13 protein-coding genes and 2 riboswitches are annotated in these 13,371 nt (G+C 43.4%); of the genes, 3 read left to right on the top strand and 10 right to left on the bottom strand.

All coding sequences use genetic code 11. The features are described from left to right. Nucleotides 1-47: 47 nt before the first annotated feature. Together hmpA (FQV26_RS03215) and hmpA (FQV26_RS03220) are read right to left on the bottom strand one after the other, a co-directional pair. On the bottom strand, nt 48-1,229 hold the full coding sequence (gene hmpA / locus FQV26_RS03215) for an NO-inducible flavohemoprotein (protein ID WP_146555927.1): 1,182 nt from the start codon (nt 1,227-1,229) through the stop codon (nt 48-50). A gap of 351 nt (nt 1,230-1,580) precedes the next feature. Continuing rightward, nucleotides 1,581-2,765: an NO-inducible flavohemoprotein gene (gene hmpA / locus FQV26_RS03220; RefSeq protein WP_146555928.1), complete on the bottom strand. Its 1,185-nt coding sequence runs from the start codon at nt 2,763-2,765 to the stop codon at nt 1,581-1,583. Between the two features lie 97 nt (nt 2,766-2,862). Here hmpA (FQV26_RS03220) and FQV26_RS03225 point away from each other — a divergent pair, with 97 nt between their 5' ends. Continuing rightward, nucleotides 2,863-3,297 (top strand): RrF2 family transcriptional regulator, encoded by a 435-nt coding sequence (locus tag FQV26_RS03225; RefSeq protein WP_146555929.1) that lies wholly within the window; start codon nt 2,863-2,865, stop codon nt 3,295-3,297. Between the two features lie 41 nt (nt 3,298-3,338). Here FQV26_RS03225 and FQV26_RS03230 read toward each other — a convergent pair whose 3' ends face one another. The 3 genes from FQV26_RS03230 to FQV26_RS03240 form a co-directional block, all read right to left on the bottom strand. Beyond that, nucleotides 3,339-3,761 carry a pyridoxamine 5'-phosphate oxidase family protein gene (locus FQV26_RS03230; protein WP_146555930.1) on the bottom strand — a complete coding sequence of 141 codons (423 nt, stop codon included), beginning with the start codon at nt 3,759-3,761 and terminating at the stop codon, nt 3,339-3,341. An 83-nt stretch (nt 3,762-3,844) separates the two neighbouring features. Beyond that, nucleotides 3,845-4,738, bottom strand: a complete 894-nt coding sequence (locus FQV26_RS03235; protein WP_146555931.1) for an EamA family transporter — start codon at nt 4,736-4,738, stop codon at nt 3,845-3,847. Nucleotides 4,739-4,844: 106 nt separating this feature from the next. Further along, on the bottom strand, nt 4,845-5,075 hold the full coding sequence (locus FQV26_RS03240; protein WP_146555932.1) for a hypothetical protein: 231 nt from the start codon (nt 5,073-5,075) through the stop codon (nt 4,845-4,847). 208 nt (nt 5,076-5,283) lie between these two features. Here FQV26_RS03240 and FQV26_RS03245 point away from each other — a divergent pair, with 208 nt between their 5' ends. Then, nucleotides 5,284-6,303: an STAS domain-containing protein gene (locus FQV26_RS03245; protein ID WP_146555933.1), complete on the top strand. Its 1,020-nt coding sequence runs from the start codon at nt 5,284-5,286 to the stop codon at nt 6,301-6,303. Nucleotides 6,304-6,351: 48 nt separating this feature from the next. Here the strand turns inward: FQV26_RS03245 and pepT are convergent, their stop codons facing one another. The 5 genes from pepT to FQV26_RS03270 form a co-directional block, all read right to left on the bottom strand. Beyond that, nucleotides 6,352-7,569: a peptidase T gene (pepT, locus tag FQV26_RS03250; protein ID WP_146555934.1), complete on the bottom strand. Its 1,218-nt coding sequence runs from the start codon at nt 7,567-7,569 to the stop codon at nt 6,352-6,354. Between the two features lie 404 nt (nt 7,570-7,973). After that, nucleotides 7,974-8,807 (bottom strand): MetQ/NlpA family ABC transporter substrate-binding protein, encoded by an 834-nt coding sequence (locus FQV26_RS03255; protein ID WP_146555935.1) that lies wholly within the window; start codon nt 8,805-8,807, stop codon nt 7,974-7,976. Nucleotides 8,808-9,028: 221 nt separating this feature from the next. Then, nucleotides 9,029-9,679, bottom strand: a complete 651-nt coding sequence (locus tag FQV26_RS03260) for a methionine ABC transporter permease (protein WP_146555936.1) — start codon at nt 9,677-9,679, stop codon at nt 9,029-9,031. After that, complete coding sequence (locus FQV26_RS03265) at nt 9,669-10,700, bottom strand: methionine ABC transporter ATP-binding protein (protein WP_146555937.1); 1,032 nt, start codon at nt 10,698-10,700, stop codon at nt 9,669-9,671. Before FQV26_RS03265 ends, FQV26_RS03260 begins: the two co-directional genes overlap by 11 nt. A gap of 135 nt (nt 10,701-10,835) precedes the next feature. Next, a riboswitch (SAM riboswitch) is annotated at nt 10,836-10,950 on the bottom strand. Between the two features lie 124 nt (nt 10,951-11,074). Beyond that, the gene (locus tag FQV26_RS03270) at nt 11,075-11,716 is read right to left on the bottom strand and encodes a glycerol-3-phosphate acyltransferase (protein ID WP_146555938.1); all 642 of its coding nucleotides are present in this window, start codon (nt 11,714-11,716) and stop codon (nt 11,075-11,077) included. A gap of 133 nt (nt 11,717-11,849) precedes the next feature. Further along, nucleotides 11,850-11,967: riboswitch (SAM riboswitch) on the top strand. A gap of 99 nt (nt 11,968-12,066) precedes the next feature. Here FQV26_RS03270 and FQV26_RS03275 point away from each other — a divergent pair. After that, nucleotides 12,067-13,359 (top strand): O-acetylhomoserine aminocarboxypropyltransferase/cysteine synthase family protein, encoded by a 1,293-nt coding sequence (locus FQV26_RS03275; RefSeq protein ID WP_146555939.1) that lies wholly within the window; start codon nt 12,067-12,069, stop codon nt 13,357-13,359. The last annotated feature ends 12 nt before the right edge of the window (nt 13,360-13,371 follow it).

Genomic DNA, 13,371 nt, shown 5'->3' on the forward strand with positions numbered 1-13,371 from the left:
GCAAACTTCATAAAAAAGTCATCAGCAGGCGGCGAGCATTAATGAAATTAAGCGGTTTGAAGAGCAACGGCTGGACCGAAGAACTCGAAATGAATCTGCTCTTCTTTTATACCAAGTGCACGCAGTTCCTGAATGATGGTTTCCATGAAAGGCACAGGACCACATACATAGACATCTCCTGTGACATCAATGTATTCTTCCAGAACTGCACGTGTAATATAGCCTTGAGGTTGATCGGAATAAAGCGTTTTGTAGTTTGCATTGTCCATAACCTCAATGTATTTCTGAATATCCTTGTCGAAGGCGTGCAGAGATTCATTGCGCGCAGCGTGAAGGAAGACTGTCGGACGTTCCGGCGTCAAGGTGGCAACAGTTTCGAACATGCTCATCATAGGCGTGATGCCGACACCGCCGCTCACGAAAGCCACAGGTGTAACTTTTTCAGCGTCGAGAACAAATTCACCTGCAGGTGCGCTGACTTCAAAGCGGTCGCCTACGTTCATTTCATCATGAAGGTAAACGGATACCCGGCCGTTCGGGTCATTATCTGCATCGCGTTTTACGGAAATACGGAACTCATCATCTTGAGCTGCTTGAGAAAGACTATACTGGCGATTGAATAAATACTGTTCGCCTGGAATTGACATGCGTACAGAAATGTATTGACCAGGCTGATAAGCAGGAACATTTTTGCCATCTACTGGTTTCAAATAGAAAGAAGTAATATTTTCGCTTTCTTTCTCTTTACGGACAATGGTGAAGTCTTTAAAGAAGCTCCAGCCGTTTTCCTGTGTTTCCATTTTTTCATACATATCTTTTTCAACACTGATGAAAGCATCTGCGATGACGCCGTATGCTTCTGCCCAAGCATTGATGATGTCATCAGTTGCTGCATCACCCAATACTTCTTTGATTGCTTTTAACAAATATTCTCCAACGATTGGATAATGTTCAGGTTTTATCCCCAAACTCACGTGTTTGTTGGCAATTTGTACTACTGCTGGAAGAATGGCTTCCAGATTGTCGATGTGGACAGCTGCCGCATAAACCGTGTTTGCCAATGCAGCCTGCTGGCGGCCTTTTTTCTGGTTAGCGTGATTAAAGATATTTAAAAGTTCAGGATGCGCTTCAAACATATTTTTGTAGAATACAGTCGTAATCGCCGTTCCGTGCTGTTCTAAAACTGGTACTGTGGATTTAATAATTGTTCTTGTTTCTTGTGATAACATGATCAATCTCTCCTTTTGTTTTCTATACTTTGACTATACTCTTCCATTTTGCTTAAAGATATATTTAAAATACATCTTTAAAATTTAGACATAATTGACTTCACAGAAAAGTCACAACAAAGAAAATGGAAGCAGCTGTTTAGAATCAGTGGCAAGATACTCTCTAAAGGAGAAGATTTTATTCCATTAATTGGCGATGCTTTCCGAATTAGAGCAAATACTTTCTGACTGGGCTGGAATACTTTCTAAACTCGTCTAAATACTTTCCAATTCAATAGGGATACTTCCCGCCTGCATTTTGAAATCGGCAAATAAAAAAACCCGGCACATGCCGGGCATAAAAACCTTCTATTAATGCTTTGTATTCAAGTCCATAGCAGGACCGAAGAACTCATAGTGAATCTGTTCTTCCGGGATGCCCATGCCGTTCAGCTCGCGAATCATGATTTCCATGAAGGGAGCTGGTCCGCAGACATAAACGTCACTGGTTGGATCAACGTATTCCTCGAGCATTTCCCGGGTAATAAAACCGTTCGGTTCATCTGAGTAGACGGTCTTGTAGCGGGCATCGTCCATCATCATTGCATAAGACTGAATGTCTTCATCGAAAGCCTGCTGCAGTGGATTTCGGGCGCCATGCAGGAAAGTGGTCGGACGCCCGGGTGTAGTGTTCGCCACTGTTTCAAACATGCTCATCATCGGCGTGATGCCGACACCGCCGCTGATAAACGCAATGGGGGTTGTTTTCGTTGTATCGAGGACAAAAACACCAGCAGGAGCGCTGACTTCAATCCGATCGCCTTCATTGATGCTGCTGTGCAGATAGTTGGAAACGACGCCATTTGGATCGTTGTCGTTTTCCCGTTTAACCGAAATGCGGAATTCATCTGGCTTAGGTGCTTGAGATAAGCTGTATTGCCGGATCACTAAAAAATCTTCTCCAGGCATGGACAGCCGGACTGAAATGTATTGGCCAGGTGTATAAGGGGGAACATTGAATCCGTCTTTTGGTTTCAAATAGAAGGAAGTGATGACTTCGCTTTCCTTCACTTTCCGGGCGACAATAAAGTCTTTGAAGAAATTCCAGCCATTTTCCTGCTTAGTTTGTTTTTTATACATGTTTTTTTCAACACCGATAAAAGCGTCAGCAATGACCCCATAGGCCTCATCCCAAGCTTCGATGATTTCATCCGTAGCCGCATCGCCCAAAACTTCCTTCATCGCTTTCAGCAAATACTCGCCGACAATTGGGTAATGTTCCGGCAAAACGCCAAGACTCACGTGCTTATGGGCAATCTGGACAACCGCAGGAAGAATTTCTCCAAGGTCATCGATATGGACTGCCGCTGCATAGACAGCTTTGGCCAATGCGGTCTGTTGACGGCCCTGTGCCTGGTTAGCGTGATTGAAAATATTCAGCAATTCCGGATGTGCTTCAAAAAGATTCTTATAAAAGTGAGTTGTAATGGAAACGCCGTGCTCTTCCAAGACGGGAACGGTGGATTTAATAATTGTACGAGTTTCTTCTGATAACATATTAATCTACTCCTTTTCTTGATAAGATCTTCAGGTTCAATTGCTTTCGAACTTCCTGAAAAGCCGCTATAATGAACATGCAGAAGAGGTGAAAAGAATGAGATTGACCATGTATACAGACTTCTCATTACGTGTTTTGATTTATTTAGGCACCAAGGAACCAGACAAGCTAACGACAATACAAGAAATTTCTGAAGCATATAATATATCCAAGAATCATTTAACAAAAGTTACATTTGAACTGGGAAAAGCCGGTTTTATCCATACGGTCCGAGGCAGAGGCGGTGGAATTCGCCTAGCCGACTCTCCTCATAACATCAATGTGGGCACTGTGGTCAGAAGGATGGAAGATGACTTTCATTTGGTTGAATGCTTTGACTCGGCCACTAACCGCTGCCCGATTTCACCTATTTGTGGATTGAGAGGCATATTGGGCAAGGCACTCCATGCTTATTTGACGGTATTGGATGAGTACACGCTTGAAGACCTTTTGTTCAATAAGGAAGGGCTTCGCGAAATCTTGCAGACATAAAAAGAACACAAAAACGGCTCAAGTTTGAGCCGTTTTTGTATTTACAATTCGAGCGTTTGCGGCTCTTGACCTTTTCTATTCATTAAGCGCACTCTATCGGGTTTGATGGCCAAAATGATTAGGTTCGGATCATCCGGTCCTTCAAACCAGCCTTCTAAGTGTTCGTTCCAAACTTTGTTGATCATTTCGCGATCGTCATTTAAAGACATGGTGCCTTCAATTTCAAGGAATGTATCGCCGACTCCTTCGCCTTCGTATCCCAGAAGAATATGGGCATGCGGATTGGCTTCCAATTCATCAACTTTTCGCGTTTTTTTGCTGGTGGCTGTGTATAATGTGAAATCATCATTAAAGAAAGTCATATAGCGTGAATGGGGTTTATTCTCTTTAATCGTTGCTAAAGTCCCCACATAACTATCCTCTAATATTTTTAATGCCGCTTTTTTTACTTCTTCCTGATTCATCCATACCACTCCTTTTATGTTTGTACTTATCTATTCCTTTTTAAATCTGTACTAAACATAAAAGACCTGCTGGGGAGCAGGCCTTAAATTTGTTGGACTATTTTGGGTGTCCGATTAAATATACTCGGCAGCACCATACCAATTAAGATAATGAAGATTCCGCCTACTTGAAGAGGAGTTAATGCTTCGTTCAAAATAATGACCGATGCGATGACGGCAACGGGCAATTCCATTGCGCTTAAAATAGAGGCAAGCCCGGATCCGACACGTGGCACGGCGATGGAGAAAAAGTAGATAGGTGTAATAATTCCGAAAAGGCCAAGCAACAGTCCAAAAATCCATAGACCTTCACTAAATAATTGGCCGTTCCAGACAATCTCCGGTGTTTGGAACAGACCGACTACGATGGCTGCAAAAAACGATACGTAAAATAAACGGGCTGAAGTATCCATGCCTTCAATCTGCTGTCCATTGACGAACATGAACGCCGAAAAGCAAAAGGCAGCGCCAATTCCCCAAGCCCATCCTTGCCATGGGATACCACTCAGGTCCGTTCCGATAATGCCAGCAGCAAACAAAGTCCCTGCAAATAATAAGATCAATGATAAAACTTCTGTACGCTTCAGCCATCTGCGATTGACGATGCAATCAAGGAACATGCCGATCCACGTAAATTGGAACAATAGCACTACAGCCAATGAAGCAGGGAGATAATTGAGTGAATGGGCATAAACCATGCCGGTAACAGCTGTCGAAGTGCCGGAAAGCACTAATATTTTCCATCCTTTGATTCTAGGGAATCTGCGTTGCGTTGCAAAAAATAAAAGAGCCGCTAATGCGAACCCTATAAAGTATTGGGCGGTCACTGCTTCTGCAGCAGTAAATCCATTTTTCATTGCCACTTTTATAATGGTCGAGAGAACTCCATAACTGCTTGCGGCTATGACAACCATAAGTGGATAAATCCAGTTTTTCATTTTCTTTCACTCCTGTTCAAACGAAAATCATAGCACATAAAAACCGCTGAGGATAGCCTCGGCGGTCTTTTTTAAAAGCATTTACTTTTATGAAAATTCACACTGATCACTCAGGAAATTTTTCTTCGCTTGAAGAATTGTCTTTGGTGGCACGCTTATTTTGCTCTTCCTGCTTTTCCTGTTTCAAATCTTCCATTGGAATAGTATCTACAGTCATTTCCTCTTTATGCATTTCTGTAAGGGTCTTTTTATCAGTTTTGTACTGCTCAGGGTTATCCATAGGACCGCCGTCGCTAATGTTGCGGTCTTCCTCTTTAAATGGTCTTTTGTCTGACATGCAAAGCACCTCTTCCTTTTTTGTGTTGTTACTTGTATTCCTTTTATAAAAATATTTAAAACATGAAGCTCAATGTAGTTTCCTGTATGATGAAAAGGGGAAGAACCTATTGCTCGTATCATTGTAAGCAACAAAAAATTAGCCTTTAATTAATAGGGTATACAATAGATATGATAAAATAGAGCCAGTGAACGAAAGGAGTTGCAGAATGAATACGAAATCAGCAATAACAGTTGGCGGTTTGGAGTTTGAATGGGATTTGGCTGAAGGTCGTTTCTTGTTTGAAGGACAGGAAGCTGTTCTTTTTTGGACAGCATCCGCAATGAAAATGTTTTTTGATTCCATAGAAGAAATCTCGGGTCAAGACGCGGCGAATGTCGTGCTGGAATCTACAGGATTTCGCCAAGGACTCGTAGTAGGTGAATATTTTCAAGGTATGAAGGGTGTCTCTATCGCTGAGGCTGCTCAACTGATTACCAATACATATGCCTCAGCAGGATGGGGATTAGCGGAAATTAAAGAATTGGATGAAGATGCACATACACTTGAGGTGCATTTAAAAAATAGCTGGGAGCACATAATCAATGTAGCTCAAGAGAAGCAGCAGGGCGGCAGCTTCCTGCCTTCCCATTATGCTGGAATCTTTACATCACTGTTTAAAGAAAACATCTGGTATAAAGTCGTCCATCACCAATTGGATGGCTTTGAAGAAAGCGTCATTCAGTATTTCCCTTCTGAAGAGACAATTGAAAAGAATATCCATCAATTGTCGCGTTTAAAAGAAGCGGAGAAAATCAACGAACTTGAGCGTCTGGTGGATGAAAAAACACGGGAACTGAATGAAATGATCAAAGAGATTTCATCTCCTTTGATCCCGGTGCTGGAAGACATTGTCGTGGTTCCTCTGTTGGGTACCTACGATGAAGCGCGTGCGGAAGAGCTATTAGTGAAAACTTTGCAGAACATGCCAAAGCACAAAGCTAAATATTTAATTTTGGATCTGACAGGACTGAACAATAATTTTACTCAGCATGCAGCTATGCTGATTGAGAAACTGGGATTGACTTCATCGATGATTGGCACTCAAACCATATTGGTGGGAATTTCAGCGAAAATGAGCATGACGATCACGGAGTCAGCCATTGACCTATCGAAATTCCAGTGCTTCCAAACCTTGCAGCATGGCATTCATTATGCACTTGCGCAGAATGGAAGAAGTATTATTTAAAGCGAAAAGACGTATCGGACTCGTGTCCGATACGTCTTTTTTCGTGAGTTATTTAGCAGATTTTACAATTTCAATAATGACCTGTGTTGCTTTTTCCATATTTTCAGCTGAGATGAATTCGTATTTCCCGTGGTAATTTTCCCCGCCTGTAAAGATGTTCGGTGTTGGAAGCCCCATATACGATAATTGGGAGCCATCCGTACCGCCGCGAACAGGAACAATTTGAGGCTCGATGCCAAGCGCAATCATTGCACGTTCCGCATTGTCGACAATCTCCATGACAGGTTCAATTTTTTCACGCATATTATAATACTGATCTTCAATTTCCAAGTGGATCGCCTGTTCGCCATATTGTTGCTGTAGTTTTTCGGCAACAGCTTTCATATGCTGCTTCTTGTTTTCAAACTTGTCTTTATCAAAATCACGGATGATATAGGTTAATTCCGCTGTTTCAACATTGCCGATAAAATTATTCAAATGAATGAAGCCTTCGTAGTTCTCCGTCAATTCAGGAACTTCGTCTTTTGGCATTTCCTGTTGGAACTGAATAGCGACGGTTTGGGCATTGACCATCTTGTCTTTTGCGGAGCCGGGATGGACGCTTTTTCCTTGGACAGTCAATTTGCCGCTGGCTGCATTAAAGCTTTCGTACTGCAATTCGCCAAGAGGGCCGCCGTCCATCGTATAAGCATACTTTGCACCAAAGCGTTCTACATCGAATTTATGGGGACCACGGCCGATTTCTTCATCCGGAGTAAAAGCCACACGGATATTTCCGTGTTCGATTTCAGGATGGGCATTCAAGTATTCCATAGCTGTCATAATTTCAGCAATACCGGCTTTATTGTCTGCACCAAGAAGTGTTGTTCCGTCTGTAGTTATCAAAGTGTGGCCAACGTAATTTTTGAGGGCAGGAAAATCAGATACCGTCATCGTAACGCTGTCACTCAAAGGGATGTCCTGGCCGTCATAATTGTTGACGCGCTTCGGATTGACGTTTTTTCCAGTAAAGTCAGTTGCAGTATCAACATGCGCCAAAAAGCCGATGACCGGAATTTCCCGCTCCGTATTGGCAGGGAGTGTCCCGAATAAATAACCGGATTCGTCCATGCCGACATCGATCAGACCGATGCTGTTCATTTCCTGTTCCAATTCGCGGAGCAGATCCCACTGTCCGGCAGTGGAAGGAGTGGTGGTATTGTTAAAATCTGATTGTGTATCGATTTTTGCATAACGGACGAGCCGCTCAATCAAAGTCTCCAACATGTATAAATCCCCCTAGAGTAAATTCTGTATAAGCCAATCTGTTCCATACTATGCTTATGCCATTTTGCATTCGTCAATAGCACCAGCCTGATCAATATTCGATACACCTCGTACAGATAATCGTAATCAACGAATCAGGAGCTCAATATGAAAAGTGTAACTTATATAGTCATATTTTAACACGAAGTGGGAAAATGGTGAAAATTAGGCGCAAAGTCATCGAAAGGCGTTGTCCCTTAGTAAATAGAAAGAACGATGCCCTTTTCAGGACATCGTTCTCTTAATTATACTGTTTTCTTGGATGACCTGGCTCGTTTCGATAGATACGAAGCGCCAAGAATTGATCGACTGGTAAGGACCTCGGCTGCTTCTTTGATAAAGGTCATCGGAATTCCCTTAGAGTCTTATTGATAATCAACTAATTCTTCAACGGAGACAACTGTAGGAATCTGACCGCCTTTTGTGTGTTCGATAATAAACTCAGCAGTGTCTTCTTCCTGATATAATTCAACGATTTTCTGGTATGCTTCGTTATCTGCCTCTTCAGCACTTGCAGCAATCAAATTAATATATGGTTTCGCTGTCTCACTTTCTCGTGCAATCGGGTCATCAGTTGGATTCAAGCCGGCGTCCACTGCAACGCCGTTGTTGATAACTGAAGCGGCAACATCGGGCATAGCACGCGGTGTGTGGCCTGAGACCATCGGCATAATTTCAATGTTTTTCGGATTATCGACGATATCTGCTGCTGTTCCTGTAAGTCCGGCATCTTCAGAAAGAGTGATCAGTCCTGCTTCATCAAGCAATAAAAGAGCGCGCCCCATATTGGTTGCTTCATTTGGCATTGCGATCTGTGAACCTTCAGGAATTTCATCAATGGATTCGTACTTGTCGGAATACAAGCCCATCGGTGCAATGACAGTGGAGCCGATTGGCACGATATCGATGTTATGCTCTGCGACAAATTCGTCAAAATAAGATATCGTCTGGAAGGCATTTAAGTCCAGTTCACCTTCGGCAAGCGCAAGGTTCGGTGCTACATAATCGGAGAAGGTTTGAATCTCCAAATCAATCCCTTCAGCTTCGGCTTTATCGGCGATGTAATCCCAGATGGTCGTGTCGGAACCGCTGATGCCAAGCGTCACTTTTGTAGTATCGCCTGAACTGCTATCGTCTCCGCAAGCTGCTAACGTTAATGCTGATAGTGATAGTAATACTGTTGCTGTAATTTTTTTCATGATTAATTCCTCCGGTTTTCTGTGTTTATTTTATTTAGTACTAATTTTTTCTCCATGCCAGGCAAAACTGCATGGTCGCTTGCGCTTTTCATTGTTTTCTAGGCTTCGCCAGCGCGTCTTATGCCCGTCGAGGGCCCGCAGGATGCGGGTTAGCTAACCGTTGCGACAGGAAGTCGCGCTCTTAGGTTAGCTTCTGCTTTTGGGCGCTTGCGCTTTTCTTGTCAACTGCGTCTCACTGTTCGTGACAATACGTTTCCGAGTGATTGAACTCCTTGGACCAGTACGACCAGAATCGCAACTGTAATGAACATGACGAGAGTATCAAATCGCTGGTAGCCATAAGTGATAGCTAAGTCTCCCAAGCCGCCTCCTCCGATAGCGCCTGCCATTGCAGATGCACCAATTAAGCCGACCATGGCTATTGTCAGAGCAAGAACAAGTGAGCTTAAAGCCTCCGGAATCAGGAAGCGGAAAATAATCTGCATGGGCGATGCGCCCATAGCTTGTGCGGCCTCGATTACCCCTTTATCGACTTCCAATAAAGAGTTCTCGATTAACCGAGCTATATATGGTCCGGCGTAGAAGACCAATGGAACAATGGCAGCTGCTGTACCAATCGAGGTTCCCACAATCAGACGCGTCAATGGGATAATAGCGACCATTAAAATGATAAAAGGAACGGATCGGAAAATATTAATGACAACGTTCAGCACTTTTGAAATTGGTTCACTTTCCAGCAAATGTCCTTTGCGTGTCACCACCAGCAGGATACCGAGTGGAAAGCCGATCAATAAGGAAAATCCGAAAGCGGCGCCGGTCATATAGACCGTTTCCCATAAAGCTTCTAAAATCTGTTCGTAGTTAACTGACATAATTATTGACCTCCTCTATGTGTATATCGCTGTCCCGGATAGAGGATAAAGCCAGTTCAATTTCACTTGGAACGCCTGAAAATTCGACGATCAGGTTGCCGTAGGGAACACCTTGCAACTCGGTAATGTTGCCGAACAGTACGTTGAGATCAACATTAAAATCACGTGATACACGTGACATAAACGGTTTGCCGACGGAAGTTCCGGTAAATTGCAGGCGATAGATGGCATTGTCGCTCTTGGCAGCTTGGATTTGAGCCAGCAAGGACTCGGGTAATTCATCATTCATGACAGAGCGGACAAAGCGTTTGGTTGTAGGCTGCTGCGGATTGGAGAAAATATCGAATACACTGCCTTGTTCGATGACTTTTCCTGCTTCGAGCACGGCTACTTTATCACAGATTTCCCGAATGACACCCATCTCATGAGTGATGAGCAGAATGGTGATATTGTATTCTTTATTGATTTTGCGAAGCAGGTCCAAAATCGATTTAGTCGTTTGGGGATCGAGAGCTGACGTCGCTTCATCACATAACAGAACCGATGGATTAGTGGCTAGTGCCCGGGCAATGCCAATCCGCTGTTTCTGTCCACCCGACAGCTGATCCGGATATTTTTGCGCTTGATCTGCAAGGCCAACAAAGTCGAGCAGATTTTTTACTTGTTTGTCAATGTCGCTTTTAGGCGTCTTAGCCAGCAGCAGCGGCATTGCTACGTTGTGGTAAACCGTTTTAGAATTCAGCAAATTGAAATGCTGGAAAATCATGCCGATGTCTTTTCGGATAGTGCGAATTTCTTTGCTGGACAAAGTGGAAATATCCTGTCCTTGAATCAGTACCCGTCCTGCAGAAGGACGTTCTAGCAGATTTACGGTGCGGATCAATGAACTTTTACCAGCTCCGCTGAAGCCGATGACTCCATATATCTCGCCTGTTTCAACGGTCAGATCGATACCGTTCAAGGCGTGAATTTCTTGTTTTCCCGATTGATAGGTCTTGGCGACGCCTTCAAATTGAATCATGGTGATTGAGCCTCCTCATGCTGTAGTGGATCTTGTTAAATCGACGAAGCCTCAAATACATTTGAGATAATAGGCAAAAAAGAGCCTTCTTTTTCTTGTCAATAAGAAAAAGAAGGCTCTGTTGAAACCATCTAATTCTCATCTTCCAAATGCGCTTTTGCATTTGCAGGAGTTGGCACAGTTTTTGCGGTTAAACAAATCTGCTGCCGAAACGTCTTAGGGCCTGTCCCTCGGTTTCTCTTGATAAGAAAGTAATGTATGCTATTCGATTCGTGATTCCTACTTTATGGTGAAATATGAAAAAAGTCAAGATATATCATGAGAAAAATTTCACAAACTTAAAATCTAAAGAAATATTCGTGCTAATTTCAGTATTAAACAGGTTTTGAAGGTTTCTTCCGGAAGACAGAAGAGACTTTGTTTTCATTGCCATTTTTTATTCGAATAATGTTTTCGCTATGCTTCCAGACAGCCATTGCAAACAGTGCAGTGGCTGTCAGCAAGGGCCAGGGGCCAACAGCGGGTCCAAAAGCGATGATAAAATAAACAGCATATAAGACAAGTACGCCAATGACCAAGTAATTTGTGGCCAGGGAAACACCGATCAACAAAAGCAATCCGACCAGTCCAAGCTTCCAGTCAAGTGCCAGCATGACTCCAATAACGGAAGCAGTGCCTTTGCCGCCATTGAAATTCATATAGAATGGAAAATTATGGCCAAACACCACACCGGCACCTGCCACAAATAGTAGAGCCCAAATCATTTCAGGTGAAAATGCAGCGGATGCTAATAGATAACGCAAAACTGCCACAGTGGCAAAACCTTTAAAGATATCAATAAAAGCCACAAGTAAACCGTATTTCCAGCCCAACACAATAGCTGCATTGGAAGCACCGGAATTTTTTACGCCTTCTTTTTTAACATTCACCCCTGATAGAGCCTGCGCTGCAAGGGATCCATGAAAACAGCCGATACCATAGCCAATTAGAAATAATAGCAAAACCCAAATAAACATACTTGATTCCTCCTCTACAATAAAAGATAACGTTTGAAGAAAGACAAGGTTTCAAAATTTTTTGAATTATATACTTGACAAAGGCGACCAAAGTTTTTATACTTCTCAACAAGATGAAAAACCAAATCAAATACTCTTATCAAGAGTGGCGGAGGGATAGGCCCTGTGATGCCCAGCAACCAACAGACACTATATGTCTGGAAAGGTGCTAATTCCTACAGAATCGATTTATGGGTTCTGACAGATGAGAGGAGGAAACTCCGTAATTTACGGCCCTCTTCTTAGCGAAGAGGGCTTTTTGCTGTCCTCTTTGTCATTATAAATCTTTAAAAAAACAGGAGGAATGGAAAATGACAAACTTAAAACCAGAAACTTTATTACTGCACGGCGGACAGCAAGCGGATCCAACAACTGGATCACGAGGGGTACCGGTTTATCGGACCACTTCTTATGTTTTCAAGGATGCGCAGCATGCACAGGATCTTTTCGCTTTGAAAGAGACGGGTAACATCTATTCGCGCATTATGAATCCAACAGTTGATGTCTTTGAACAGCGGGTGGCGCTGCTGGAAGGCGGTACGGCTGCCGTTGCATTGTCTTCAGGAATGGCTGCCATTGCATTTTCCGTTATGAACATTGCTGAAGCTGGAGATGAAATTGTGGCGGACAGCAATCTATATGGCGGCACTTACAATTTATTTGCCAATACATTGCCGCGATACGGCATTACGACCAAATTTATCGATGCGACAGATCCAGAAAATTTCAAGTCGGCCATTACAGATAAAACGAAAGTTATTTTCGGTGAAATTATCGGCAATCCGAGCCTTAATGTCTTCGATGTGGAAAAAGTAGCGGAAATTGCCCACGAGAATGGGCTGCCGTTGCTGATTGATAACACATTCGCCTCTCCGTACGGCAGTAATCCAATTGAATTCGGGGCAGATGTCGTCATTCATTCCGCCACTAAATGGATTGGCGGACATGGTACAACTATTGGGGGAGTAGCAGTAGATGCCGGAAATTTCAATTGGGACAACCCGCGCTTCCCGAATTACACACAACCTGACGAATCGTATCACGGACTGCGTTATGGAATCGATGTGCCGAATGCGGCATTTGCCACTAAACTTCGTGTTCAGCTGCTGCGTGACTTCGGTCCTGCGCTAAGTCCGGACAGTGCGCATGCTTTGCTTCAGGGACTCGAGACTTTGCATCTGCGAATTCCGAAACACAGCAGCAATGCTAAAATCGTGGCGGATTATTTGCAGCAGCATCCTCAAGTCGAATGGGTGAATTTCATTGGATTCAAAGATCATCCTTCCCACCAATTGGCTCAGAAATACTTGAAGAATGACGGTTATGGCTCGATCATCAATTTTGGTATCAAAGGCGGTCGGGAAGCGGGACGTAAAGTAATCGACAGCGTCAATCTTTGGTCGCATGTCGCCAATGTGGGAGATGCTAAATCGCTGATCATTCATCCGGCTTCCACGACACATCAACAATTAAATGAAGAAGAACTGAAATTATCTGGAGTAACGGAAGAGTTGATCCGTTTATCTGTTGGTTTGGAAAACGCGGAAGATCTGATTGCCGATTTGGAGCAGGCGATACAGGCAGCAGTATTGGAGAAGGCATAAGGAGGGATTTTC

The sequence above is a fragment of the Planococcus sp. CPCC 101016 genome (assembly GCF_007859295.1).
Lineage (GTDB): Bacteria > Bacillota > Bacilli > Bacillales_A > Planococcaceae > Planococcus.

Excerpts from the sequence above, each read along its gene's own strand:
- FQV26_RS03260 (WP_146555936.1), bottom strand. The coding sequence starts at position 9,679 with ATGTCAGTTAACTACGAACAGATTTTAGAAGCTTTATGGGAAACGGTC.
- FQV26_RS03270 (WP_146555938.1), bottom strand. The coding sequence starts at position 11,716 with ATGTTTATTTGGGTTTTGCTATTATTTCTAATTGGCTATGGTATCGGC.
- FQV26_RS03235 (WP_146555931.1), bottom strand. The coding sequence starts at position 4,738 with ATGAAAAACTGGATTTATCCACTTATGGTTGTCATAGCCGCAAGCAGT.
- FQV26_RS03245 (WP_146555933.1), top strand. The coding sequence starts at position 5,284 with ATGAATACGAAATCAGCAATAACAGTTGGCGGTTTGGAGTTTGAATGG.
- FQV26_RS03275 (WP_146555939.1), top strand. The coding sequence starts at position 12,067 with ATGACAAACTTAAAACCAGAAACTTTATTACTGCACGGCGGACAGCAA.
- hmpA (WP_146555928.1), bottom strand. The coding sequence starts at position 2,765 with ATGTTATCAGAAGAAACTCGTACAATTATTAAATCCACCGTTCCCGTC.
- FQV26_RS03265 (WP_146555937.1), bottom strand. The coding sequence starts at position 10,700 with ATGATTCAATTTGAAGGCGTCGCCAAGACCTATCAATCGGGAAAACAA.
- FQV26_RS03230 (WP_146555930.1), bottom strand. The coding sequence starts at position 3,761 with ATGAATCAGGAAGAAGTAAAAAAAGCGGCATTAAAAATATTAGAGGAT.
- hmpA (WP_146555927.1), bottom strand. The coding sequence starts at position 1,229 with ATGTTATCACAAGAAACAAGAACAATTATTAAATCCACAGTACCAGTT.
- FQV26_RS03255 (WP_146555935.1), bottom strand. The coding sequence starts at position 8,807 with ATGAAAAAAATTACAGCAACAGTATTACTATCACTATCAGCATTAACG.
- FQV26_RS03240 (WP_146555932.1), bottom strand. The coding sequence starts at position 5,075 with ATGTCAGACAAAAGACCATTTAAAGAGGAAGACCGCAACATTAGCGAC.
- pepT (WP_146555934.1), bottom strand. The coding sequence starts at position 7,569 with ATGTTGGAGACTTTGATTGAGCGGCTCGTCCGTTATGCAAAAATCGAT.
- FQV26_RS03225 (WP_146555929.1), top strand. The coding sequence starts at position 2,863 with ATGAGATTGACCATGTATACAGACTTCTCATTACGTGTTTTGATTTAT.